Genomic DNA, 24,707 nt, shown 5'->3' with positions numbered 1-24,707 from the left:
GTAGGCTGCCCGCCGTCTGCGCGGGCTCATGGCGGCATTATGCGCCTTGCGGGGGGAGCGGGTGCTCGTGCTCCTGCCAGGCTTGATATCCGCCGCGCAGCGCCCAGGTCTTGGGATAACCGGCAGCGCGCAGCCGCGACGCCAGCAATGCCGCCGACACCTCGTTGGGGCAAGCGCAGTACACCACGATGTCGGACTCCAGCGCCTGGGCGTCCAGCCGAGGCAAGGGCGCTTTCAGGTCCACGGCGATGGCGCCGGGGATGCGCTGCTCTTCGCGCAGCGCTTCGGGGCGCACGTCGAACACCAGCGCGTTGCGGCCGTCCTGGCGCCACTGCATCAGTTCATCCACCGACAGCCGCGGAATCACGCGCAGGCTGCGCAGCAGGATCCGGCGCCGCAGGAAACGCGCCAGGATGTACAACGCCAGCACCGCCGCCAGCACGCCCAGCCCCATGGCGCCGTAGGTGCCCAGGATCTCCAGCACGTCGTTGATCACGTTGTGGAACAGGCCGCCCAACAGCAGGGCCGAACCCGACCAGATCAGCGAGCCCACGATGTCGTAGCCCAGGAAACGCCGGTAGGGCGTGCCCGTCAATCCCGCCATAACGGTGGACAGCGCCCCCGCGCCCGGCAGGAACTTGCACACCAGCAACGCGCGCACGCCTATGCGCAGGTACAGGCGCTGCGTCTGCCGGATGCAGGAATCCTGCGACAGCGACATCTTGCAGATCACGCCCAGAAGACGCGAGCCGTAGCGCTGGCCAGCGGCATACCAAAGGCTGTCGGCCAGCAGGCAGGCGACCGTAGCCGCCATCCAGGGCACGAGCCACCCGCCCGCGCCGGCCAGCGCGCCGGCAGCGATCAGCATGGGATAGGCGGGTACCGGCAAGCCGGCCTGCTCGACCAGCACGTTGGCAAACACCAGCCACCCGCCGTACTGTTCCAGCAGCAGTTGTATATCTTGCATGGGGTCTTCCAGCTTGCCGCGCCACGCGCGCGGCTCATGCCTGCGATTTTAGGCGCGCAGACCGGGGATCGGCGCATCGGCGGCCGCAACGGCCCGTTCCATACGGCCGCTCTGTCCACCCCTTGAAACGCCGCGCACCGTCCTGGTGCCACCAATCCCCGCCAGGGTGCCTATAATCCTGCCCGGCCATCAGGTTTCCCCGACTTGTCGCGGGAATGCCCCATGGCATACAACTTGCTTCGCCAGGGCTGGCAGCGAACCCGACCATTCGGATGGGACGCGTCGCCTGGCGCTCCCCATCCGATGACCGATCCCACGCCCTCGTTTCCGTACGCTAGTCCCGGCACGTCTGCCGGCGGCCGCCATATGGAACCGGGCCGCGGCCGCGCGCGCGCTCCAGCAGCGCGCGGATCGGTGCCCAGCGCGCATCGCCACCAATCCCCATCCCTTTCCCTCCCTTCGCAGGAGTCACCCGCATGAAAGCCTTTTCCACCCCGTCCGTCGCCGGCATCGCCCGCCGCGGCCTGCTCAAGCTGGCCGCCGCCGCCGCCGGCGCGCTGCTGTTCTCGGGCGCCGCCCAGGCCCAGGCGCCCGCCAAGACCAAGGTCGCCGCCATCTACACGGTGCCGGTCGAACAGCAATGGGTGTCGCGCATCCACAAGGCGCTGGTCGCGGCCCGCGATCGCGGCGAGATCGAATACACGTTCTCGGAAAACGTCACCAACGCCGATTACGAGCGCGTGATGCGTCAGTACGCGGAACAAGGCAACAAGCTGGTGGTGGGCGAGGCCTTCGCGGTGGAAGCCGCCGCCCGCAAGGTGGCCAAGGACTATCCGCAGACCGCTTTCCTGATGGGTTCTTCGGGCAAGCCGCAGCAACCCAACTTCTCGGTGTTCGACAACTACATCCAGGAACCCGCCTACCTGACCGGCATGATTGCCGGCGGCATGAGCAAGACGGGCAAGATCGGCCTGGTGGGCGGCTACCCCATTCCTGAAGTGAACCGCCTGATGCACGCCTTCATCGAAGGCGCCAAGGAAGTGAACCCGCAGACCGAATTCACCGTGACCTTCATCGGCTCCTGGTTCGATCCCCCGAAGGCCAAGGAAGCCGCCTTCGCCATGATCGACAAGGGCGCGGACGTGCTCTATGCCGAGCGCTTCGGCGTATCGGACGCCGCCAAGGAGCGCGGCAAGCTGGCCATCGGCAACGTGATCGACACGCAGCAGCAGTATCCGGAGACCGTGGTCGCCTCGGCGCTGTGGAGCATGGAACCCACCATCGACGAAGCGCTCAAGCAGGTGCGCGCCGGCACGTTCAAGGCCGATGACTACGGCCAGTATTCGCTGATGAAGCACAAGGGCTCGTCGCTGGCGCCGCTGGGCACCTTCGAAAGCAAGATTCCCGCCGACCTGATGGCCAAGGTCCAGGCCAAGCAGAAGGCCATCCTGGACGGCAGCTTCAGCGTCAAGGTCAACGACAAAGAACCCAAGTCCTCGGCACGATGAACCACGCGCCTCTCGCCCTGCAACTGTCGGGGATCACCAAACGCTTTGGCAGCCTCACGGCCAACGACGACATATCGCTCACGCTGCGCCAGGGCGAAGTGTTGGCCTTGCTGGGCGAGAACGGCGCCGGCAAATCGACCTTGGTGTCGATCCTGTTCGGCCATTACGTGGCCGACGCCGGCAACATCGAAGTCTTCGGCCAGGCCTTGCCCGCCGGCCGGCCCGACGCCGCATTGGCGGCCGGGGTCGGCATGGTGCATCAGCACTTCACGCTGGCCGACAACCTGACCGTGCTGGACAACATCATGGTCGGCACGGAATCGCTGTGGAAGCTGGCGTCCGGCCGCGGCAAGGCCCGCCAGCGCCTGGTCGAACTCGGCCAGCGCTTCGGCCTGGGCGTGGATCCGGACGCGCGCGTCGGCACGCTGTCGGTCGGCGAGAAGCAGCGGGTCGAGATCTTGAAGGCGCTGTATCGCGGCGCGCGCGTCCTGATCCTGGACGAGCCCACCGCCGTGCTCACGCCGCAGGAAGTGCAGGACCTCTTTGCCACCTTGCGCGGCTTTGTCGACGAAGGCCTCGCGGTGATCTTCATCTCGCACAAGCTCGACGAAGTCATGGCGGTGTCGGGCCGCGTGGCGGTGCTACGCCAGGGCAAGCTGGTGGCCGAGCGCGAAACCGCCAGCACCAGTCCGGCCGAATTGGCCGAGCTGATGGTGGGCCGCAAGGTCGTCATGCCGCACGCCGAAGCCGTGGCTGCGGCCGAGCAGGCCGCGCCCGTGGTGACCTTGTCGCAAGTGACGGTGCGCGACGGCCGTGACGGCGCGACGCGCCTGGACAGCCTGGACCTGGTTGTCCACAAGCACGAAATCGTGGCGATCGCGGGCGTGGCCGGCAACGGCCAGCAGGCGCTGGTGTCGGTGCTGACCGGTTTGCGCCAGCCCAGCGACGGCACCATCCGCCTGGGTCCCGAGCATGCGGCGGCGCCCACCACGCCGGCCGGCTGGACCGCGGCCCACGTCGGCCGCATCCCCGAAGATCGCCACGGCGAAGGCGTGATCGGCGACAGTCCCTTGTGGGAAAACGCCATCGTCGAAGACCTGAAGGACCCGCGCTTCGCGCGCTGGGGCCTGGTCCGGGCGCGAGCGGGCAAAGCCTATGCGCAGGCCCTGGCCAAGCAGTTCGACGTGCGCGCCGCATCGCTCGACGTGCGCACCCGCAGCCTGTCCGGTGGCAATATGCAGAAGCTGATCCTGGGCCGCACGCTGGCCCGCGAACCGCGCTTCATCGTGGCCGACCAGCCCACCTGGGGCCTGGACATCGGCGCGGTCGCCTATGTGCGTGAGCAGCTGCTGGCGGCGCGCACGCGCGGCGCGGGCGTGCTGCTGGTGTCCGAAGACCTGGAAGAGATCTTCGCCCTGGCCGACCGCATCGCCGTGCTGTGCGGCGGCAAGCTGATCGCCGTGAAGCCGGTGTCCGAATGGACGCCCGCCACGGTGGGCCTGGCCATGACGGGCACGCAGGGATGAAAGCCCGCCACGTCCCGCGCGTCTCCACTACCTACCGAGCATTACTCGCATGAAACTGATCCTGGAACGCCGCCCGGAGCCCAGCCGCCTGGCGCTGGCCGTGGCGCCCTTCGCGGCCATCGCCTTCACGCTGGCGGTCTGCACCCTGCTGGTGGCCTGGGCCGGCGCCCCCGTAGGCCGCACCTATGCGTTGCTGTTCGAAGGCGCATTCGGCTCGCGCTTCGCGCTGTCCGAAACCCTGACCCGAGCGACCCCGTTGATGCTGACCGGCCTGGCCTGTGCGGTGGCATTCCGCGCGCGCTTCTACAACATCGGCGCCGAGGGCCAGCTATACCTGGGCGCTCTGGCCGCGGTGGCAGTCGGCGGCCTGCATGACGGCACCGGCTTCGACCTGCCCGTGCCTGCGCTCTTCGCCGGCATGATGCTGGCGGCGGCGCTGGCCGGCGCCTTGCTGCTGTTGATCCCCGCCATCCTCAAGACCCGGCTGGGCGTGGATGAAGTGGTGACCACGCTGCTAGGCAACTTCATCGTGCTGCTGTTCGTGTCGATGATGCTGGACGGCCCCATGAAGGACCCCATGGCCATGGGCTGGCCGCAGTCCGTGGCGCTCAACGGCGACCTGGAGCTCGGCAAGCTGATCGAGCGCACCCGCGCCCATACCGGCCTCTTGTGGGCTGCCGGCCTGGCGCTGGGGCTGTGGCTGCTGAACCGCTACACCGTATTCGGCTTCCAGATGCGCGCGGTCGGCGCCAACGCGCACGCCTCGCGCTTCCTGGGCTTGCCGGTGAACCGTGTGATGCTGGGCACCGCCATGCTGTCAGGCGCGCTGGCCGGCCTGGCGGGCGCGATCGAAGTGGCGGGCCGCACCGGCTACGTCACGCTCGACATGTCGCCGGGCTATGGCTACACCGGCGTGGTGGTGGCCATGCTGGCCGGCCTGCATCCGCTGGGCGTGATCCTGGCCAGCCTGTTCGTGGCTGGCATGCTGGTGGGCGCGGACAGCATGAGCCGCGCCATCGCGGTGCCGAACTACATCGCCGACGTCATCGTCGCCACTTCGTTGCTCGCCATGCTGGTCGCGACGCTATTTGCGCAGTACCGCCTGCGCTGCAACCGGGCCTGAGGAGCGCGCCATGGAATGGATGGATCTGATGAGCTCGTCGGCGTTCTGGGTGGCGGTGCTGCGCCTGGCGACGCCGCTGATACTCGGCACGCTGGGCGTGCTGCTGTGCGAGCGCGCGGGCGTGCTGAACCTGGGCATCGAAGGCATCATGGCCGCCGGCGCCTTCACCGGCTGGCTGGTGGTGTATCTGGGCGCGCCGCTGTATGTGGGCGTGCTGGCGGCCGCTTTTGCGGGCGCGGTGTTCGGCCTGCTGCACGCGGTGCTGACCGTGCCGCTGGGCCTGTCGCAGCACGTATCCGGCCTGGGCGTGACGCTGCTGGCCACCAGCCTGAGCTACTTCGCCTACCGCGTCACGTTCCCCAGCGTGAACACGCCGCCCACGATCACGCCGTTTGCAGAAATGAAGTTCCTGGACGGCATTCCGCTCATCGGCCCGGTGCTGGCCGGGCAGACGCCCATGACCCTGCTGGCCCTGGCAGCGGTGCCGATACTGGCCTGGGTGCTGAACCGCACGCCGGTCGGCCTGGCGATCCGCATGGTGGGCGAGAACCCGGCCGCGGCCGAAGGGCAAGGCCTGTCGGTCACGCGCCTGCGCATGGGCGCCATCGTGGCCGGCTCCGCGCTGATGGGCGTGGCAGGAAGCTTCCTGACGCTGGCGGCGTTCAATGCCTTCTTCTTCAACATGGTCAACGGCCGCGGCTGGGTCTGCGTGGCGCTGGTCGTGTTCGCGTCGTGGCGGCCCGGCAAGGCGCTGCTGGGCGCACTGATCTTCGCCTTCTTCGACGCGCTGCAATTGCGCATGCAGCAAGGCGGCGCAGCGCTGCCCGGCCTGCCGGAGTTGCCGTACCAGGTCTATCTGATGCTGCCCTACGTCCTGTCCATCCTCGCCCTGGTGGTGATGGCGCGTCGCGCCGCCTACCCGCAGGCGTTGATGAAGCCCTACCGCAAAGGAGAGAGGTAGCGGAGGGGCCCACCCCCGAAGCGCTGCGCGCTTCCCCCTCAAGGGGGCGACGCTACGGACCGGCAAAGCCGGCTCCGTGCGCCCCGGATGGGATGCGCCAGCTCAACGCGAAGAACGGGGGCCGCAGTACCATGAACAACAGAAACCTTCCGCAAGGAATTCCATGCTCGATCTGATTCTTAGACACTGCACGCTGCCCGATGGCCGCCAGAACATCGACATCGGCATCGCCGGCGGCCGCATCGCGGCCTTGGAGCCGGCGCTGAAGGCCGAGGCCGCGCAGATCGTGGACGCGGCCGGCCAGCTGGTGGCGCCGCCTTTCGTCGACGCGCACTTCCATATGGACTCCACGCTGTCCTTCGGACTGCCGCGCGTGAACCAATCCGGCACGCTGCTGGAAGGCATCGCGCTGTGGGGCGAGCTCAAGCCGCTGCTGACGCAGGAAGCGCTGGTCGAACGCGCGCTGGCCTATTGCGACTGGGCCGTGGCGCGCGGCCTGCTGGCGATTCGCTCGCATGTGGACGTGTGCGATCCGCGCCTCCTGGCCACGGAAGCGCTGCTGCATGTGCGCGAGAAGGTCAAACCCTACCTGGACCTGCAGCTGGTGGCCTTCCCGCAGGACGGCGTGCTGCGCGCCCCCGGCGCCCTGGACAACCTCAAGCGCGCGCTGGACATGGGCGTGGACGTGGTGGGCGGCATTCCGCACTTCGAACGCACCATGCAGGACGGCGCGGAATCGGTGCGCATCCTGTGCGAACTGGCCGCCGAACGCGGCCTGCGCGTGGACATGCACTGCGACGAAAGCGACGACCCGCTGTCGCGCCACATCGAGACGCTGGCGTACCACACGCAGCGCCTGGGCCTGCAAGGCCGCGTGACGGGTTCGCACCTGACGTCCATGCACTCCATGGATAACTACTACGTCTCCAAGCTGATTCCGCTGATGCGCGAAGCGGGCGTGTCCGCCATCGCCAACCCGCTGATCAACATCACGCTGCAAGGCCGCCACGACACCTATCCGAAGCGCCGCGGCATGACGCGCGTGCCCGAGCTACTGGCCGCCGGCGTGCCGGTGGCTTTCGGCCATGACTGCGTGATGGACCCCTGGTACAGCCTGGGTTCGGGCGACATGCTGGAAGTGGCGCACATGGGCCTGCACGTGGCCCAGATGACGGGCCAGGACGCCATGCGCGCCTGTTTCGAAGCCGTCACCACCACGCCGGCCAAGATCCTGGGCCTGGACGAAACCGGCCTGGCGGTCGGCAAGCGCGCCGACCTGGTGCTGCTGCAGGCGCGCGACGCGGTCGAAGCGCTGCGCCTGCGCGCCACCCGCCTGATGGTGCTGCGCGCGGGCCAGGTGGTGGCGACCACGCCGCCCGCCACCGCCACCCTGAACCTGCCGGGCCGTCCGGCCCAGGTCAGCTTCCAGACGCCGGCGCGCTGAGCACGTCTGGCGCGGCGCACACGCCGCCGCGCCTTACTTCAGCGGCATGCAGATGCGCGTCTGCAATTGCGCCGGCGGCGTGGTGCGCGGATCGTTCAGATACTGCTCGAACATGGGAAAGTCCGCCGGCACCTCGCCGCTGGCCGGCAGCCATTGCGAGAACATCCAGTTGTAGGCCTTGTCCATCTCGTTGTAGGGCCCGGTGTACGTCAGGATGGCGCAACGGCCTTCCGGAATCTCGAAGCGCTCCAGCTCGCCCCCCAGGTCCGCATCCGGCGCCACCGACATGCCGGCCATGGAACGCAGCTGGCTGGCCGGTACCTGCTCCGGGTCGTCCAGGTACACGCCGTAGCCGATGGAATCCGGCTGCGCAATGCCGCGGCTGACGGCCAGCATGAAGGCGCGCGTGAACAGCGGGCCGATTTCCTGATAGCTGCCGCGATGCGGCAGGACCGCCAGCGTCGCGCCCGGAAAGGTTTCGATCTTGATGGGATACATGCCTAGCTCCTGTGGGTCGAAGGGACGGGAGCGGACAGCCCGGTAACGCCCCGGCGATATGCCGAAGGTCGCGCCGAATGCCCGGTTGAACGCCGCGTCCGACTCATAGCCGGCGCGCTGCGCCACCTCGCGCAAGGAAGCCTCGGAATTTCCCAGCGCCACCGCCGCGCGGTGCATGCGGATGCGCTGCACGGTGGCGTTCACCGTCTCTCCCATCATGGCGCGGTAGACGCGATGGAAGTGGTACGGCGACAGGCAGGCCAGCTCGGCCAGCCGGTACAGGTCCGGGTCGGCGTCGGGGTGGCTTGCCAGCCAGCGCAGGACGGGTTCCAGGCGCTGGCCATAGAGGTTCAGGGTTGCGGGCTTCATGCGGTCTCCTTGGAGAGCAATGTAGCGGGCCGGCCTTTGCAGATTTTGCGCTTTTTGGCCGGCCGCGGGCAGGGGGCCGTCAGCGCCCGATCTCCCGGTTCCAGCGCGCGTTGAATGCGGGCCGGGTCTCGTTGATCTGATCCCAGTTCGGTATCTTGGCGTTCGACATATAGCCCTGGAAGCGCTGCAACGCGTCCGCGTGGCCCGCTGGCGCCAGCACGTTGCGGTTGGACGGGAAGTGTCCGCCCATCTCCAGCGCCTTCGTCTGCGCCTGCTCGGACAGCAGGTACAACGCCAGCTTCTGCGACAGCTCCGGCTCGCTATTGCCGGCGACCACGCACTCACCCACCATCAGGATCATCGAACCCTCCTTGGGCTGCGCGTATTCCACGTGCACGCCCCGCATCTTCAGGCGGGAGATGGCCGTGGGCGTCCAGGGAAACAGCACCGCCTCGTCGGCCTGCACCATATCGGCCAGGCGCGCCGAATCCGGCAGGTATGCACGCACGTTCGGACCGACCACGGCCGGCCAGTGCGCGAAGCCCGGTCCGTAGTTCCGGTCGTCTCCGCCCAGGATGCGGTTGATCATCAGGAATGCGTGCAGGCCAAAGGTGCTGCTGGAAGCCGACTGCACCACGACCTGGCCCCGGTACTTCGGATCGGCGAGGTCCATCCACGACGTCGGCGGCGCCCAGCCGCGCTCGGCGAACACCTTGGTGTTGTAGCCCAGGCCCGTCATGCCGATGTCGATGCCCGCGGCCATGCGGTCCTTCTTCAGTGCGGTGGGATACAGCTCCTTCAGCACCGGATCGTCGTTGAGCTGCGTGCACAAGCCCATGGAGATCGCGCGCGCCATGATGCCGTCGTCCAGGAACATGAGGTGCAGCCGCGGCTTGCCCTTGTCGGCCTGAGCGCGCGCCAGCACCTCGGTCGACATGCCCGGCACCACCACGATCCTGACGTCGTGGGCGCGCTCGAAATCCGGAAACACATACTGCGAGAACGCGCGTGCCATGTCGCCGCCGTTCATGCCTACGTACAGTGTGGTCTGCTGCGCTGCGGCTCCGGCCGACAACAGCGCCGCCAGGGCCGCGCCGAGCACCGCCCCCACGCGGCGGCGCCCGTTTTGTTTGTTACGCGTCATATTGGCTCCTGCATGGGCTCATGCGACCTCCCGAATCGGCGCGCCAACGAAAAAAGCCTGGCACGCTACCGTATCCAGGCTTTTTCCCATGGGCTGCCGAACCGTTCAGTTCGGGTAGGTTCCGGGCAGCAGGATGCTGCGGTCGCCGGGCTCGATCGAGCGACGGCCGCACAGCGCCATCGTCGTATCCATTTCCTTGTACAGGATCTCCAGCACGCGGGTCACGCCGGCCTGGCCATAGGCGCCCAGGCCGTACAGGAATGCGCGGCCGATCATGGCGCCGCGCGCGCCCAGCGCCACGGCCTTCAGGATGTCCTGGCCGGAACGCACGCCGCCGTCCATCCACACTTCGATCTTCGAGCCCACGGCGTCGGCGATGGAGGGCAGGGCGGCGATGGACGACATGGCGCCGTCCAGCTGGCGCCCGCCGTGGTTGCTGACGATGAGCGCGTCGGCGCCACTATTGGCGGCCGATTGCGCGTCCTCGACATCCAGGATGCCCTTGATGATGAGCTTGCCGCCCCAGCGCTGCTTGATCCATTCGACGTCGTTCCAGCTCAGGCTCGGGTCGAACTGTTCGGCCGTCCATGCCCCCAGCGAGGACAGGTCGCTCACGCCCTTGGCGTGGCCGACGATGTTGCCGAAGGTGCGGCGCTTGGTGCCCAGCATGCCCATGCACCAGCGCGGCTTGGTGGCCAGGTTGATGAGATTGCGCAGGGTGGGCTTGGGCGGGGTGGACAGGCCGTTCTTGATGTCCTTGTGGCGCTGGCCCAAAATCTGCAGGTCCAGCGTCAGCACCAGCGCCGAACAGCCGGCGGCCTTGGCGCGGTCGATCAGGTTGGCGACGAACTCGCGGTCGCGCATCACGTAGAGCTGGAACCAGAACGGCTTCTTGGTGGCCGCGGCCACATCTTCCAGCGAGCAGATGCTCATGGTGGACAGGGTAAAGGGCACGCCGAAGTCCGCCGCTGCCTTGGCCGCCAGGATTTCGCCGTCCGCGTGCTGCATGCCGGTCAGGCCCGTGGGCGAGATCGCCAGCGGCATGATCACGTCGTGGCCCACCATGGTGGTGCGCAGCGACCGGCCTTCCATATTGACCGCCACGCGCTGGCGCAGCTTGATCTTCTGAAAATCGCTTTCGTTGGCGCGGTAGGTGCCTTCGGTCCAGGCGCCGGAATCCGCGTAGTCGTAGAACATGCGCGGCACGCGCTTCTGCGCGATGGCGCGCAGATCTTCGATGCAGGTGATCGTAGAAAGGTTAGCGGTCATGGAGTGGTCTATGGAGTGTTGGGGCGCCAGCTGCGGCTCGTTATTCTTGGACGCCGGGCCGCCAGCTGCGGGCAGCTCCAGCGATTGCGCGGGCCTCCCAGGCCCCGCAACGCCGCCCAGTATACGCGCCGAGGCCGGCAAGCGTCGCTTGCCGGCCTCGTTCGCGCCCCCCCTTTTATCGCAGGGACTCTTGCGGCCCCTGCGCCCCCGTTATCGCGGCCAGACCTTGGACACCGCCCGAATCGTGGCCCAGGCCACCCAGCGCGGGCTGGTCAGCCGCGCGCCGGGCAGACGGCGCATCACGTCCACGGCCAGTCCGCCGCGCTTGTGCCACTGTTTCTTGCGGGTCTGGCTGTCGGTCCAGCGGCCTTCCAGCCACGGGAATTCGCGGCGGCCCGGCTTGTAGACCGGCGGCGTGTTGTAGATCAGGATGTAAGCCAGCCGCGGCGCCTGCGAGGTATTCGGCCCGGTGAAGTGCAGCGTGCGGGCGTCATGCACCGTGATGCCGCCCGGGTCCAGCGGCTCCGGCACCGCCTGGTCGCGCGGAAAATCGCCGCAGCATTCAAGCGGATGCAGGGTCTTGTCGCCGCCCGGCGAACGGTGCTCCAGCACGTCCCATTTGTTGGAACCCGGAATGAACTGCATGCAGCCGTTTTCCGTGGTGGCCGGCTGCAGCGCCAGCCAGATGCTGAGTTCGTTGTAGATGAAGTCCGGCGAGCGGAAAGCCTCGTCCTGATGCCACGGCGTTTCCGGTCCGTGCGGCCCTGGCTTGAGCAGGGCGTGTTCGCCGTACAGGGCCGCCTCGGGGCCCAGCAACTGGCGCGCCAGCTCCAGGGTGCGCTCGTGGTACTCGGTCTTCAAGAGGCCCGGGGCATAATGGCGAGGATCGTGCAAGCTGGGAAACTTGGCAGGTTTGGACGGGTCGTCGCGGCTCACAAAGTCATACTGCGCCCCCTCGTTGTAGCCGGTCTTGTTCGCGAACAGGTCGAGCAGCGTCCTGCGGATGTAACCCACCTCGTCCTGCGGGCACATGTCCTTCAGGGCCAGGTAGCCCTGTTCCCTGTAGCGCGCTGTCTCGGCTTCCGACAACAAACTGGTCTCTTCCATAATGGCTTCTCCAAGCTCTGGTAACGGGTGTTCCCGCTGGCACGTTTTGACATGAGCTCTAACGTATCGCCAGGCGCCCCCCCCGGCCTATAGACCATCCGCCGTAGTCACTACCGTCTACGTACATCGCCGAGCGCGGCGCCTCATCCAAGAGAGAATCGATGCAAGACCCTAAAGCCGATACCCATATCGAGACCGTGCACGTCACGGTCACTGGCACCGTGCAAGGCGTGGGCTACCGCCACGCCACGGTCCGGCGCGCCCACATGCTGGGCGCCAAGGGCTGGGTGCAGAACCTGCCGAACGGCACGGTCGAAGCCATGGTGCAGGGCACCGCCGACCAGGTCGACCACATGCTGGAATGGCTGCGGCGCGGCCCCCCGGGCGCCAGCGTGCAGGAGATCACCACCCGCCGGGAGTACACCGATAAGCGTTACATCCGTTTCGAGCAGCTGTGAGGCCGTCGCCTCTGCTCGCCGTTATGGGCTAGTCTGGTCGGCCGATACGGACGCGAAAGGAAAAAAGGCGCCTGCCGAAAGACTCAGCGCGTGCGCAGCCAGCGCCCGCCGAGCTGGTTGAAAAGCAGGCCGGCCAGCACGCAGGCCACGCCCACCCATTGCAGCGTCTCCAGGCGTTCGCCGAAGGCAACGGAAGCGGCCCATAGCCCCACCACGGGCACCAGCAGCGAGAACGGCGCGATCTTGGCGGCGGCGTGGCGCGTGAGCAACTGCGTCCACAGCGTGTAGGCCACCAAGGTGGCCAGCACCGCCAGGTACAACACCGACAGGATCTCTCCCCAGCCTATGTTCATGATCATGCCGACCACCGGCTGCCAGCCGTCGACCAGCACGGCCAGCAGCAGGAAAGGCAGCACCGGCGCGGCGCTGCTCCAGGCGATGAAGGCAAACGGGTCGTAGCCCGGCGACTTGCGGCTGGCCAGGCGCACGATGATGTTGGACACGGCCCACATGAACGCGCCGCCCAGCGTCAGCACGAACCCCGCCATGGTCATCTGGCCCGGCCCTTCGCCGCGGCCGCCGGCGATGACCGCCAGCCCCAGCGCCGCCACGCCCAGCCCGATCCAGTGATGGCGCTGCGCGCGCTCATGCAGGATGGGCGCGGCCAGCAGCAGGGTGAAGAACGCCTGCGTCTGGATCACCAGCGACGCCATGCCGGCCGGCATGCCGAACTTCAAGGCGGTAAAGAGCAGCCCGAACTGGCCCAGGCCCTGCACCAACCCGTAAGCCGCAACCCAGCGCCAGGGCAGCCTGGGCGCACGCACGAAGAGAATCAGGGGGAAGGCCGCCAGCGCGAATCTCAGGGCGCCCAGCAGCATGGGAGAGAGGCCCCGCATGCCGACCTTCATGGCGACGAAGTTGGTGCCCCAGATGACCACGACCGCCAATGCGCAGAAATAGTCTTTTCGGGAAAGATGGGTCGTGGTCATGCGGCATTATCGCATCGCGCCACCGCCGCCGAACGGAGCAGATCAGCCTGCGTTCAGCACCGTTTCGAAGGCTTGCACAGCCGCGTCGATGTCGGCATCGCCGATGTGGCGGTGGGTCACGCAGCGCAGCCGCGTGCGGCCCCAGGGGCGCACCAGCAGGCCCGCCGCCTGCAGGGCCGCCACCCACTCCGTGTTGCTCATGCCCGTGCCGGCGGTCTCCACCTGCACGATATTGGTCTGCGGTTCGGTGGCCGAGATGGCCGGTCCCAGGCGGTTGACGCCCGCGCTCAGGCGGCGCGCGCGAACGTGATCCTCCGCCAGCCGCCCGGTCATGGTCTGCACGCCTTCCAGGCCGGCCGCTGCCATGATGCCCGACTGGCGCTGGGTGCCGCCCAGCATGCGACGCAGCACGCGCGCCCGCGCCATGACGGGCTGGCTGCCGGCCAGCACCGCGCCCACCGGCGCGCTCAGGCCCTTGGACAGGCACAGCGACACGGTGTCGGCATGGCGGGCGATCTCGCCCGCCGCCACGCCCAGGGCCACGGCCGCGTTGTAGAGGCGCGCGCCATCCAGGTGCACCGGCACGCCCGCGGCACGCGCCAAGCCATGGACCGCCTGCATGTGATCCAGCGGCAGCACCGCGCCGGCGGCGTTATTGTGCGAGGTCTCCATCGTCACCAGCGCCGTCTTCAACCGGTGGCCGCCGGCCAGCAAGGCGTCCTCCAGGCGGTTCAGGTCCATGGCGCCGTCAGTACCGGGCAGGCCCAGGTAGAACGAGCCGGTGAACGTGGCCGCCCCGCGTTCGGACGTGTACATGTGGGCGGCCGATTCCAACACCACCTGCTCATTGCGCTGCGTCTGCGCCAGCACCGCCAGCAGGTTGGCCATGGTGCAGCTGGGCACGAACAGCCCGGCTTCCTTGCCCAGCTGGCCGGCCACATACGCCTCGAGCTCGCGCACGGTAGGATCGCCGTCCAGGCCGTCATCGCCGATGGGCGCGGTGCGCATGCGTTCGTACATGGCCGCGGTGGGATGGGTGACCGTGTCGCTGCGCAGGTCGACGGGTGCGCGGGCGGCGGCGGGGGAGGTCTGGGTCATGGCTGTCAGTGCTGCAGGATTTTGGAAAGAAACTGGCGCGTGCGCGGCGCACGCTCCTCTACATCGCCGAAGAACTGCTCCTTGTCGCAGTCTTCCACGATCTTGCCGCCGTCCATGAAGATCACACGGTCGGCGACGCGGCGCGCGAATCCCATTTCATGGGTCACCACCATCATCGTCATGCCCTCGGCGGCCAGGTCGGTCATCACGTCCAGCACTTCGTTGACCATCTCAGGGTCCAGCGCCGAGGTCGGTTCGTCGAACAGCATCACCACCGGGTCCATCGACAGCGCGCGCGCGATCGCCACGCGCTGCTGCTGACCGCCCGACAGTTCGCCGGGGTGCTTGTCCTTGTGCGCCGACAGGCCCACGCGCTCCAGCAGGGCCAGCGCGCGCTGGCGCGCTTCGTCCTTGCCGCGCTTGAGCACCTTGAGCTGGCCCAGGCACAGGTTCTCCGTCACCGACAGGTGCGGGAACAGCTCGAAATGCTGGAACACCATGCCGGCCACCGCGCGCAGCTTGGGCAGGTTGGTGCGCGGATCGCCCACCGAAATGCCGTTGACCTGGATCTCGCCTTTCTGGAAGGGCTCCAGCGCGTTCACGGTCTTGATCAGCGTGGACTTGCCCGAACCCGACGGTCCGCACACCACCACGACCTCGCCGCGGCCCACGGTGGTGGAGCAATCGTCCAGCACCTGGAAGTCGCCATACCACTTGCTGACCTGCTTGATCGCTATCATCGGGGGCTTGGAAGAGAGTTGCATTGTTGAAACCTGTGGATAACTGGAGGCGCTGCGCTAGCGCAGCACCCGCGTGCGCTTTTCCAGCAGCTTGACCAGGCGGGACGCCGTGAAGCAGATCACGAAATACACCACCGCCACGAACAGATAGAGCTCCACCAGACGGCCGTCGCGCTGGCCGATCTTGGCGGCCGCGCCGAGGAAATCGGTCAGGGACAGCACATACACCAGCGAGGTGTCCTGGAACAGGATGATGATGCGCGTGAAGAGCGCCGGCAGCATGTTGCGGAACGCCTGCGGCAACACCACATAGCGCATGCCCTGCCAGTGGTTCAGCCCCAGCGCCATGCTGGCCGACACCTGGCCGCGCGCGATCGACTGGATGCCCGCGCGCATGATTTCGCAAAAGTACGCGGCCTCGAAAAGGGTGAAGGTGATCACCGCCGAATTGAACGCCCCCACGCGCAACGGCGTGGGCGACCCCACCACCCAGGCCGCGATGTAGGGCATCAGGAAGTAGAACCAGAAGATCACCAGCAAGAGCGGGATCGAGCGCATCACGTTCACGTAGATGCCCGCCGGCACCGACAGGATCTTGAAGCGCGACAGCCGCATCATGGCCAGCAGCGTGCCCAGCGCCAGGCCCATCACGCCGGCCAGCGCGGTCAGGGTCAGCGTGAAGGTCATGCCCGTCTTGAACAGATAGGGCAGCGCCGCCCAGATCACGTCGAAATCGAATTTGCCCATGGCGTCGTCCTAGGGCCTTTTCGCCGAACCGATCAGTCCGGGAACCGCGACATGGCGTTCGAGCAGCCGCATGCCCAGCACCACCATGCCGTTGATGATCAGGTAGATCACCGTGGCCGCGGAAAACGCCTCGAAGATGTGGAAGCTGAATTCCGCCATCGAACGCGCCTGGCCGGTCAGCTCCAACAGCCCTATCGTCAGCGCCACCGACGAATACTTGATGGTGCCCATGAACTCGGAGGTCAGGGGCGGCAGCACAATGCGGAACGCTTCCGGCAGGATGATGTAGCGGTACACCTGCGCCTCGGTCAGGCCCAGCGCGGTGCCCGCCTGGAACTGGCCGCGCGGCAGCGACTGTATGCCCGCGCGCAGCTGCTCGGCCACCCGCGCCGATCCATAGAATCCCAGGCACAGCACCGCGGGTACGAACTGGCCCCAGGGTTGCGGCATCTGCTTCATGGCCAGGCCCCAGGCATGCGGCAGCAGTTCGGGCAGCACGAAGTACCAGAGGAACATCTGCACCAGCAGCGGGATGTTGCGGAAGACCTCCACATAGGTCGCGCCCAGCGCGTTCATCAGGCGCGAGCTGGCGGTGCGCATCACGCCCAGCACTGACCCCAGCAACAGCGAGAACACCCACGCGGTCAGGGCCAGCGCCAAGGTCCAGCCCACGCCGATGAAGATCGTCTCCAGAAAGGTATGCACGCCGTCCGGCGACATATCCAGGAAGATGCTCCAGCTCCAGTTGTAATTCATGCCCCGTCCCTTGATGGCGATGCCAACCGCGCCTGGCAGCCGGCTTCCTTGCACGCAAGCCGCGGGACGCCGGGCGTCCCGCGCGCAGCCTGCTTACTCGTACGCCTTGGGATCGCCGGAATCGGTCGGATTGGCCAGCGCGCGCTTGAGCGCATCGCTCATCGGGTACTTCAGGTTGATCTGCTTGGGCGGGATCGGCGCATTGAAGTACTTGTCGTAGATCGCGGCCACCTTGCCCGTCTTGATCAGATCGCGCACGGCATCGTCCACCACCTTCTTGAAGGCCGGATCGTCCTTGGGTTCCATGATGCCGTAGGGCGCCATTTCCAGGCCCTTGGTGCCAATCACGAAGGCGTCGGGATTCTTCGACGACGCCACCGCGCCATAGGCGATGCCGTCATCGTTGGCCGAACCCGCGGCGCGGCCCGATTCCACCATCAGGATGGTTTCGGCGGTGTCCTTGGTGGGCGCCATGGTGATGCCCAGGTTGCCCTTGGCGTTCAGCTGCGAGATCAGCCGGAAGGTCTGGCCGCCGGCCTGCGCGGCGATCGACTTGCCGCGGAAGGACTCCAGGTTGTTGGGATCCACGCCGCCGTCCTTGCGCGCCACCAGCACCACCTGCGCCACAAAGGTCGTGGGCGCGAACGACACCAGCTTGTGGCGTTCGAGGTTGTTGGTGGTGTTGCCGCATTCCAGGTCGATGGTGCCGTTGGCCAGCAGCGGAATGCGCGTGGCGGAAGTCGTCGGGTTGTAGCGCACCTCCAGCTTGGGCAGCTTCAGGGCGGCCTTCACGTATTGGGCGACTTCCTGGCAGATCTCCACCGTGTAGCCGATCGGCTTCTGGTTGCCGTCCAGATAGGCAAACGGGACCGAGGTCTCCGGATGGCCCAGCGTGATCACGCCGGTTTCCTTGATCTTGTCCAGGCGGCTGGGGCCTTCGGCCTGGGCGGTTGCGGCGCTGCCCAGGAAGGCCGCGGCGACGGAGATCGCAGCAAGTGCTTTCATCTGATTCCCTTGGCGCCGTTCGAGCGGCGCATGTTTATGTTCACGATCGACGGCGCCAGCCAGGCTGACAGCCGCCTCGTCCCGCGATGAGCCCCGCGGCTGGCGAAAAGTATCAACTAGCGGTATGGTTTTATCCAGTTCCAATCGAGTATTCCTCTATACGGATTTGACATGGCCATTCCACGGATGGGCTTGAGACACATCGAGGCGTTCCGCGCCGTGATGATGACCGGCTCCATGACCGCCGCCGCACGGCGCGTGCACACCTCGCAGCCGCACGTTAGCCGCTTAATTGCGCAATTGGAAGCCATTACCCAGTTCGCCTTGTTCGACCGCAATGGCAGCCGCCTGACCCCGACGCAGGACGGGTCGCGCTTCTTCCAGGAAGTGGAAAAGACCTTCATCGGCCTGGCCGGCCTGGAATCGGCGGCAGCCAGCATCCGCTCGTTCAGCGCCAGCCGCCTTAGCGTGGCCGCCATGCCGCGGTTGGCAGGCGGCCTGCTGGCGCGCATCGTCGCGGCCTTCAAGACGGAATACCCGGACGTGATGGTGTCCATCCATTCCGGCAACGCCAGCACGGTGCACAACTGGATCAGTTCGGGGTTCTGCGACACGGGCCTGGCCATGCTGTCGGGAGATTCCCCCGGCATCCAGGTCGAACCGGTGCTGACCATGAGCTGCGTCGCGGTAGTGCCCAAGGGCCATCGCCTGGCCAAGCTGAAGAAACTCAAGCCCGCCGACTTCGCCGGCGAACCGTTCGTGGCCTTCACCAGCGGCACGCCGCTGCGCGAAAAGATCGACACGATATTCAAGACTGCCAAGGTCGAACGCCAGACCGTGGCCGAGGCCGGCCTGGGGTCGTCGATCTGCGCCCTGGTCGGCGCGGGCTTGGGCGTGGCGCTCATCAACCCGCTGGCCGCGCGCGAGGAATACGCGGCCCACAACGTCGAGATCCGCCCCTTCAGCCCCGCCGTGCCGGTGACGGTGGCGCTGCTGTATCCGCCGTACCACACGCGCACGCGACTGGTCAGCGTGTTTTCACGTTATGCGCACCAGCTCATGCAGGAAGAGATGGGGGATCTGAAGGCGCGGCCGGGGCGGTGACGCCGCGCTGGTGCCATCAGCGCTCTGCGGCGCCTTGCTCCAGATACCGCTCGGCCTCGCCCGATTGCTTCATCGCATCCCACTGCGCCAGCGTCAGCTGATGCATCTGAAAGGCCGCCTGCGGCCGGCAATACCAGCCTGGATTGTGCAGGCGCGCCAGCAGGTCCATCGCCGGACCATCCAAATAGAGATGCTTCCGGTCCGCCACCACGTCGTCACGCACATGCATGGCCGCCACCTGCGCCACGATCAGGCTGCGGCGGTCGATGCGCAGCAGTTCATGCACGCGGCACTCGAACGCCACGGGCGACTGCGCCACCCAGGGCACCTCGATGCGCCGCGACGGCGACAACTCCAGGCCAGCCTCCAGGGACTCGTCCACGCCCGCCGGAAAATCCACCGCCGTCACGTTCATCCGGCCGGCCTGCGGGGCGGACACCAGGCTCACGGTGAACTCGCCGCGTTCGGCGATGTTGCGCGCGGTGTCCTTGGGCGCATCGCCGCGCACGCCGATGCCGACGCAGATCAGCGGCGGATCGCCCGACATCAGGTTGAAGAACGAGAACGGCGCCACGTTCGTCGTCCCTGCGGCGTCGCGCGACACGATCCAGGCGATGGGCCGCGGCACGATAGCAGCGGTCAGCAGCTTGTAGCGCGCCGGGCCCGCCAGGTCATTCAGATCGATGAACATGGCTTATCCCCAACCCCTCAGTCCCGGCCTTGCGACGGCGCGGCGCCTTGCGCGGCCTTCGCGTCGGCGAAGGCGCGGTCGCTGCGCTTGCAACGGCAGCGGCCGATCTGGTGCAGCTCGATCAGGTTGCCCACCGGGTCGCGCAGGAACAGCTGCATAAGCTCGGGCGCGGCCACGTTGTCCAGCTTCCAGTAGTCCACCGCCAGACGCTGCAGTTCCGTCTCGGCCGCCGCGATATCGCGCACGGCCAGCGCCACGTGGTTTTCCACAGGATCACAGCCCGGACCTTGGGAATAGGGCGAGGGGCCGTCGCTGCCCAGCAGGTGGATCTGGCAATCGTTGCCCATGTCCAGGAAGTAGCCGGCGATGCCCGGAATCTCCCAACGGCCACGGTCCGTGTCCAAACCCAGCACGTCGCCATAGAACGCACCCATGGCCGCGACCTTGTCCAGCGACATGCGCACCGCGTGATGGTGCAACTCCAGAACTTCCAGCGCCATTTGTCTCTCCTCGATTCTCATACGGCCTACGCCCACGCGCGGCCACGGCTCGAATGTTGGTCCCGGGCGGGACGCCGGGGAATGCCGTCTGGCGCAATCCAGAAGTGCATCAGACGCAACCCTGAAACGCCCGTCCGGTTTGCCGGCCGCGCTATGCTTGGCCACATGAAACCGCTAGACCTGAATCTGCTATTGACCCTGGACGTGCTGATCCAGGAAGGCAGCGTCGTCGGCGCGGCGCGCCGGCTGAACCTGAGCACCCCCGCCATGAGCCGCAGCCTGGCGCGCATCCGGGAGGCCGTCGGCGACCCCGTGCTGGTGCGCTCCGGCCGCGGCCTGGCGCCCACGCCCCGGGCGCTGGCCCTGCACGCGCAGGTGCGCCACGTCATCGAACAAGCGCAGGCCGTCTTCACGGCCTTCGGCGAGGACATCAACCTGGCAACCCTGACGCGCGTCTTCACCCTGCGCGCCAACGACGTGTTCGTGGGCGGTTACGGCGGCCGGCTGCGCGAGCACCTGCGCCGTTATGCGCCCCGCGCCGTGCTGCGCTTCGTCTCCGAAGGCAACCACGACGCCGACGCGCTCAGCGGCGATGCCGATCTCTATATCGGTTCTTCCCAGAAGTTCGGCGCCGACATCAAGGTGCAGACCCTGTTCACCACCGCGTTCTGCGGACTGGCGCGCAAGGAACACCCGATCTTCAAGGCGCCCATCACCCCGCAGCGCTTCTGCGCCTACGACCACGTCAGCGTGTCGCGCCGCGGCCGCGCGCAAGGTCCGATCGACGACACCCTGGAAGAACTCGGGCTGGCGCGCCACGTCACGCTGATCACGCCCACCTTCCACGCCGCGATCTTCGCGCTGGCCGATTCCGACCTGGTGCTGCCGTCCATGCCGCAGAACCTGATGTCCGGCGTCGAACGCCTGGGCCTGAAGCTGAGCGCCTTCGAGGTGCCGGTGCCCATGCGTCCGGTTACCGTGGTGCAGGCCTGGCCGCCGCGGCTGGACAGCGACCCCGCGCACCGCTGGCTAAGGCAAACGATCAAGCAGGTTTGCGGCACGCCGCCGGATGCGGCGGCGGGGTTGTAGATAGTTCGCCGTCGACGTAGCAGCTTGCGCGGGAAAACACCCTGAATTCGATCACAAGGCGCTTAAGGATCGATTTAAAGAGCCTTCTCGATCTCCCGCAAATCCAACCACGCCACAAGTAGAAACCCGCCGGCCAACCCCAGATGTTCAAAGAACGAGTTGGCCGCCATGAAGCGTTCCTGCCCCACGGGCATCTCCCAAAAGCGCAACGCAATGCCGGTCGCCACCAACGTGAATGCAGCTAGCGCCAGCGCGCCCAACCATCGCAGCCGGCCCGTCAGGATCATCAGGGAAGCAACCAGTTCCAGCGCAATCACCAGCACCGCGAACAACGGCCCGGGCGACAGCCCGAAATGCGCCATTTCGCGCAGCGCACCGGGAAAATCGAAGAGCTTCACCAGCCCGCCCTGCAGGTAGGCGGCGCACAGCCCCAGATAGGCCAGGAACCGCAGCGCCGAGGCGCCGAACAGCGGGCGGGCCAGGTCGGCCAGGCGACGTTCCCATTGGAAAGCAGCGTTCATGGCCAGCCTCCTCAGACGGCCCAGCAGGAGCAGCCCAGCGCGCCGAAGAAGCCCTGCGGATCGGAGCTGGGCGCATTCGACGTCCATGCGCGGGCATGGTCGTGTCCATGCAGGCCGCAGGAGCTGGCGCACGCGCAGGCCGCCATGTTGCGGTAGCCCAGCGAATTGCGGCCGGCGCCGTCAGGATCGCCCCAGGCGCCATAGCCGCCGAACAGCCGGGTAGGCGACCAGTCGGGCATGGCGGGCGGCAGCGGGTTGTCGTCCAGCGGCGCGAATTCGCCCGCGCCGTAGACCACCCGCCCGCCCACCACGGTCAGGTCCGAGGTCAGAAAGGAGATCTCGTCCTCGGTGCAGCTGAAGTAGTCCTTGTCCGGCACGATGAAGTCGGCCAGCTGGCCGGGTTCGATGCGGCCGCGCTTGCCTTCCTCGTTGGAGAACCAGGCCACATTCTCGGTCCACATGCGCAGCGCCGTCTCGCGGTCCAGGCAGTTGCGCGCAGGGTAGAGGCGGGTGCCGCCCACGGTCTTGCCGGTAACCATCCAGGACAAGGACACCCAGGGGTTGTAGGACGCGACACGGGTCGCATCGGTGCCGGCCGAGACCTTCACGCCGCGCTGCAGGATCTTGGCGACGGGCGGCGTGGCTTCGGCGGCCTTCGCGCCGTAGCGTTCGATGAAGTACTCGCCCTGGTAGGCCATGCGGTGCTGTACGGCAATGCCGCCACCCAGCGCGGCAATGCGGTCGATCGATTTGTCGGAGATGGTCTCGGCGTGGTCGAAGAACCAGTTCAGCCCCGTCAGCGGCGTATCGCGATGCACTTTCTCGAACACGTCCAGCGCGCGCGAGATGGTCTCATCGTAGGTGGCGTGCAAACGCCACGGCCACTTGTTCTGCACCAGCACGCGCACGACCTCTTCCAGTTCGCCTTCCATTTCGGGCGGCATGTCCGGACGCTCGACGCGGAAGTCCTCGAAGTCGGCCGCCGAGAACACCAGCATTTCGCCCGCGCCGTTGTGGCGGAAGTAGTCGCTGCCCTGCTTGTACTTCACGCTCGACGTCCAGTTGAGGAAATCTTCCTTTTCCTGCTTGGGCTTTTGCGTGAAGAGGTTGTAGGCCAGGCGCACCGTCATCTGGTTCTCGTCGGCCAGCTTCTGGATCACGGCGTAGTCGTCCGGATAGTTCTGGAAGCCGCCGCCCGCATCGATCACGCCGGTCACGCCCAGCCGGTTCAGCTCGCGCATGAAGTGGCGCGTGGAATTGACCTGGTAGTCGAAGGGCAGCTTGGGGCCCTTGGCCAGGGTGGCGTACAGAATGGTCGCGTTAGGTTTGGCCAGCAGCAGCCCCGTGGGATTGCCCTGACCATCGCGCATGATCTCGCCGCCCGGCGGATTGGGCGTGGTCTTGGTATAGCCCACCGCGCGCAGCGCTGCGCCGTTGAGCAGCGCGCGATCATACAGGTGCAGGATGAACACCGGCGTGTCGGGCGCGATGGCGTTGATCTCCTCGATCGTGGGCAGGCGCTTCTCGGCGAACTGATGCTCGGTAAAGCCGCCCACCACGCGCACCCATTGCGGCGCGGGCGTGATGGCGACCTGGCGTTTCAGCATGGCCATGGCGTCGGCCAGCGAGCGCACGCCGTCCCAGCGCAGCTCCATGTTGTAGTTCAGGCCGCCGCGGACCACGTGGGTGTGGTTGTCGTACAGGCCCGGCAAGGCCGCGCGGCGCTTCAGGTCGACGACCCGCGTGCCGGCGCCGGCCAGCGGCATGACTTCGGCGTCCGAACCGACCGCCACAAAGCGGCCGTTCTTGATCGCGACAGCGCTGGCCTGCGGCTTGCCACGGTCCAGCGTGGTGATGCGGCCATTGTGGAAAATGACGTCCGGCGTGGCGTTGGACATGTTGGAATCTCCTTTTGAACTGGCGATGGCGGGGCGTCCCAACATACCGTTGAGCGCCAGGGCGGAAGCTACACCGATGAGATCGCGGCGGGTAGGCATGCAATATCTCCTTGGATGCGGGAACCGGCTCAGCCGTGTTCCTTGTCTTGAGCCTGGTGGCGGCCAGGCAATTGCCCGAGCACGTGGCTCACGGCCTTTTCCTTGTCACAGGCCGCGACGAAGGCGGTGCCCTTGAGCAGTTGCTTGCCCACGGGAATGACCTGCTCGCCGACCAATATGCCCAGCAGGCCGATCAACGCCACCAGCGGCGGAGCGGGCGAGCGGACCTGCAGAAGGCTGTAGACCACGCCGACCAGCAGTCCGGCGCCCAGGGAAAGTAGATAGATCTTCATGTGCGTCCTCGCGTTGTGTAGGGGTTATGAGCGCGCGCCGCTCATGCGTGCGTATCGGCCAGGAGCACTTCGGCATCGTCCAAGGCCATGAGGCGCACATCGGTTTCGTCGCGGATGGCGGCGCCATCGCCTGAGCCAATCTCCACGCCGTTGACTTGCAATCTGCCCTTGGAGGCGACCAGATAGCCGCGGCGGCGGCCGCGCGCGAAGCGGTAAACGACGGCTTCGCCTGCTTTGAGCGCCACCGCAAGCACGCGCGCGTCGCTGCGGATGGGCAGCGCATCATCGTCGCCGTCGATGCCGCTGGCCAGCGTGATGAAGCGTCCCTTGCAGGCTTCGCGGGTAAAGGACTTCCGGCCCCAACTGGGCGGCGCGCCGCGGCGGTCCGGCTCTATCCAAATCTGGAAGACGTGCGCGGGTCCGCCTTCCATATTGAATTCGGCATGCGTCACCCCACTGCCCGCGCTCACGACCTGCACTTCGCCAGCGCGGGTGCGGCCGCGATTGCCCAGATCGTCTTCATGGGTGAGCGCGCCTTCCCGCACGCAGGTGATGATTTCCACGTCCGAGTGCAACAAGGGCGGAAACCCTGCGCCCGGCGCGATGGTTTCATCGTTCCATGCGCGCAGCGCGCCCCAGCTCATGCGCTCGGGGTCCTGGTAGGCCGCGAAGGAAAAGTGATGCTTGGCATCCAGCCAGCCGCGGCGTTCGTGGCCCAGGCTCGCAAGCGGACGGCGCTCAATCATGATGCGCCTCCGTGGCCGGACTGTCGCCGATCACGGCGGCAGGCTTCATGTGATTCA

25 protein-coding genes are annotated in these 24,707 nt (G+C 67.0%); 8 read left to right on the top strand and 17 right to left on the bottom strand.

Annotated features, from left to right (window positions below; genetic code table 11):
• Positions 1-37: 37 nt before the first annotated feature.
• Complete coding sequence (locus NGK62_RS11765; RefSeq protein WP_059376452.1) at positions 38-967, bottom strand: DedA family protein/thiosulfate sulfurtransferase GlpE; 930 nt, start codon at positions 965-967, stop codon at positions 38-40.
• A 476-nt stretch (positions 968-1,443) separates the two neighbouring features.
• Here NGK62_RS11765 and NGK62_RS11760 point away from each other — a divergent pair, with 476 nt between their 5' ends.
• From NGK62_RS11760 to NGK62_RS11740, 5 genes are all read left to right on the top strand, one after another.
• Positions 1,444-2,475, top strand: a complete 1,032-nt coding sequence (locus NGK62_RS11760; RefSeq protein ID WP_059376449.1) for a BMP family protein — start codon at positions 1,444-1,446, stop codon at positions 2,473-2,475.
• The gene (locus NGK62_RS11755; RefSeq protein ID WP_118932750.1) at positions 2,472-4,001 is read left to right on the top strand and encodes an ABC transporter ATP-binding protein; all 1,530 of its coding nucleotides are present in this window, start codon (positions 2,472-2,474) and stop codon (positions 3,999-4,001) included. Before NGK62_RS11760 ends, NGK62_RS11755 begins: the two co-directional genes overlap by 4 nt.
• A 49-nt stretch (positions 4,002-4,050) precedes the next feature.
• The gene (locus NGK62_RS11750) at positions 4,051-5,124 is read left to right on the top strand and encodes an ABC transporter permease (RefSeq protein WP_251878401.1); all 1,074 of its coding nucleotides are present in this window, start codon (positions 4,051-4,053) and stop codon (positions 5,122-5,124) included.
• Between the two features lie 10 nt (positions 5,125-5,134).
• Entirely contained in the window at positions 5,135-6,085 is a 951-nt protein-coding gene (locus tag NGK62_RS11745; RefSeq protein WP_054455740.1) for an ABC transporter permease, read from the top strand.
• A gap of 163 nt (positions 6,086-6,248) precedes the next feature.
• Positions 6,249-7,529, top strand: a complete 1,281-nt coding sequence (locus NGK62_RS11740; RefSeq protein WP_059376437.1) for an amidohydrolase family protein — start codon at positions 6,249-6,251, stop codon at positions 7,527-7,529.
• A 33-nt stretch (positions 7,530-7,562) separates the two neighbouring features.
• On the opposite strand, the gene NGK62_RS11735 is transcribed toward NGK62_RS11740, so the two are convergent.
• From NGK62_RS11735 to NGK62_RS11720, 4 genes are all read right to left on the bottom strand, one after another.
• Positions 7,563-8,396, bottom strand: coding sequence for an AraC family transcriptional regulator (locus NGK62_RS11735; RefSeq protein ID WP_118932748.1), 834 nt, complete (start codon positions 8,394-8,396; stop codon positions 7,563-7,565).
• Positions 8,397-8,475: 79 nt separating this feature from the next.
• Positions 8,476-9,540 (bottom strand): extracellular solute-binding protein, encoded by a 1,065-nt coding sequence (locus tag NGK62_RS11730; protein WP_059376429.1) that lies wholly within the window; start codon positions 9,538-9,540, stop codon positions 8,476-8,478.
• 105 nt (positions 9,541-9,645) lie between these two features.
• Positions 9,646-10,809 (bottom strand): alpha-hydroxy acid oxidase, encoded by a 1,164-nt coding sequence (locus NGK62_RS11725; protein ID WP_118932747.1) that lies wholly within the window; start codon positions 10,807-10,809, stop codon positions 9,646-9,648.
• A 210-nt stretch (positions 10,810-11,019) separates the two neighbouring features.
• Positions 11,020-11,916: a phytanoyl-CoA dioxygenase family protein gene (locus tag NGK62_RS11720; RefSeq protein ID WP_054455751.1), complete on the bottom strand. Its 897-nt coding sequence runs from the start codon at positions 11,914-11,916 to the stop codon at positions 11,020-11,022.
• Between the two features lie 161 nt (positions 11,917-12,077).
• Between NGK62_RS11720 and NGK62_RS11715 the strand changes: the two genes are divergently transcribed.
• Positions 12,078-12,374, top strand: coding sequence for an acylphosphatase (locus tag NGK62_RS11715; RefSeq protein ID WP_059376413.1), 297 nt, complete (start codon positions 12,078-12,080; stop codon positions 12,372-12,374).
• An 83-nt stretch (positions 12,375-12,457) separates the two neighbouring features.
• On the opposite strand, the gene NGK62_RS11710 is transcribed toward NGK62_RS11715, so the two are convergent.
• From NGK62_RS11710 to NGK62_RS11685, 6 genes are all read right to left on the bottom strand, one after another.
• Positions 12,458-13,363, bottom strand: a complete 906-nt coding sequence (locus NGK62_RS11710; RefSeq protein ID WP_059376407.1) for an EamA family transporter — start codon at positions 13,361-13,363, stop codon at positions 12,458-12,460.
• Between the two features lie 42 nt (positions 13,364-13,405).
• The gene (locus NGK62_RS11705) at positions 13,406-14,461 is read right to left on the bottom strand and encodes a threonine aldolase family protein (RefSeq protein ID WP_251878398.1); all 1,056 of its coding nucleotides are present in this window, start codon (positions 14,459-14,461) and stop codon (positions 13,406-13,408) included.
• Between the two features lie 5 nt (positions 14,462-14,466).
• The gene (locus NGK62_RS11700; RefSeq protein ID WP_041652034.1) at positions 14,467-15,201 is read right to left on the bottom strand and encodes an amino acid ABC transporter ATP-binding protein; all 735 of its coding nucleotides are present in this window, start codon (positions 15,199-15,201) and stop codon (positions 14,467-14,469) included.
• 57 nt (positions 15,202-15,258) lie between these two features.
• Positions 15,259-15,948 (bottom strand): amino acid ABC transporter permease, encoded by a 690-nt coding sequence (locus NGK62_RS11695; protein WP_118932745.1) that lies wholly within the window; start codon positions 15,946-15,948, stop codon positions 15,259-15,261.
• Positions 15,949-15,957: 9 nt separating this feature from the next.
• A complete protein-coding gene (locus tag NGK62_RS11690; protein ID WP_059376401.1) occupies positions 15,958-16,704 on the bottom strand; it encodes an amino acid ABC transporter permease in 747 nt (248 codons plus the stop codon).
• 93 nt (positions 16,705-16,797) lie between these two features.
• Positions 16,798-17,709 carry an amino acid ABC transporter substrate-binding protein gene (locus tag NGK62_RS11685; protein ID WP_059376395.1) on the bottom strand — a complete coding sequence of 304 codons (912 nt, stop codon included), beginning with the start codon at positions 17,707-17,709 and terminating at the stop codon, positions 16,798-16,800.
• 171 nt (positions 17,710-17,880) lie between these two features.
• Between NGK62_RS11685 and NGK62_RS11680 the strand changes: the two genes are divergently transcribed.
• Entirely contained in the window at positions 17,881-18,813 is a 933-nt protein-coding gene (locus NGK62_RS11680; RefSeq protein WP_088143578.1) for a LysR substrate-binding domain-containing protein, read from the top strand.
• Positions 18,814-18,829: 16 nt separating this feature from the next.
• Here the strand turns inward: NGK62_RS11680 and NGK62_RS11675 are convergent, their stop codons facing one another.
• Complete coding sequence (locus NGK62_RS11675; protein WP_251878396.1) at positions 18,830-19,504, bottom strand: flavin reductase family protein; 675 nt, start codon at positions 19,502-19,504, stop codon at positions 18,830-18,832.
• Positions 19,505-19,521: 17 nt separating this feature from the next.
• Positions 19,522-20,004, bottom strand: a complete 483-nt coding sequence (locus tag NGK62_RS11670) for a VOC family protein (RefSeq protein ID WP_054455770.1) — start codon at positions 20,002-20,004, stop codon at positions 19,522-19,524.
• A 165-nt stretch (positions 20,005-20,169) separates the two neighbouring features.
• Here NGK62_RS11670 and NGK62_RS11665 point away from each other — a divergent pair, with 165 nt between their 5' ends.
• Entirely contained in the window at positions 20,170-21,093 is a 924-nt protein-coding gene (locus NGK62_RS11665) for a LysR family transcriptional regulator (RefSeq protein ID WP_118932742.1), read from the top strand.
• Positions 21,094-21,167: 74 nt separating this feature from the next.
• Here NGK62_RS11665 and NGK62_RS11660 read toward each other — a convergent pair whose 3' ends face one another.
• From NGK62_RS11660 to NGK62_RS11645, 4 genes are all read right to left on the bottom strand, one after another.
• Positions 21,168-21,614, bottom strand: coding sequence for a DoxX family protein (locus NGK62_RS11660; RefSeq protein WP_251878394.1), 447 nt, complete (start codon positions 21,612-21,614; stop codon positions 21,168-21,170).
• A gap of 11 nt (positions 21,615-21,625) precedes the next feature.
• On the bottom strand, positions 21,626-23,512 hold the full coding sequence (locus NGK62_RS11655; protein WP_251879578.1) for an amidohydrolase: 1,887 nt from the start codon (positions 23,510-23,512) through the stop codon (positions 21,626-21,628).
• Positions 23,513-23,640: 128 nt separating this feature from the next.
• Positions 23,641-23,904: a XapX domain-containing protein gene (locus tag NGK62_RS11650; protein WP_059376366.1), complete on the bottom strand. Its 264-nt coding sequence runs from the start codon at positions 23,902-23,904 to the stop codon at positions 23,641-23,643.
• Between the two features lie 41 nt (positions 23,905-23,945).
• Complete coding sequence (locus NGK62_RS11645) at positions 23,946-24,650, bottom strand: pirin family protein (RefSeq protein WP_251878392.1); 705 nt, start codon at positions 24,648-24,650, stop codon at positions 23,946-23,948.
• Between the last annotated feature and the right edge of the window lie 57 nt (positions 24,651-24,707).

The organism is Achromobacter sp. Marseille-Q4954 (assembly GCF_943737025.1).
Classification (GTDB): domain Bacteria; phylum Pseudomonadota; class Gammaproteobacteria; order Burkholderiales; family Burkholderiaceae_B; genus Achromobacter; species Achromobacter bronchisepticus_A.
This window is presented reverse-complemented; position numbering and strand designations above follow the sequence as displayed.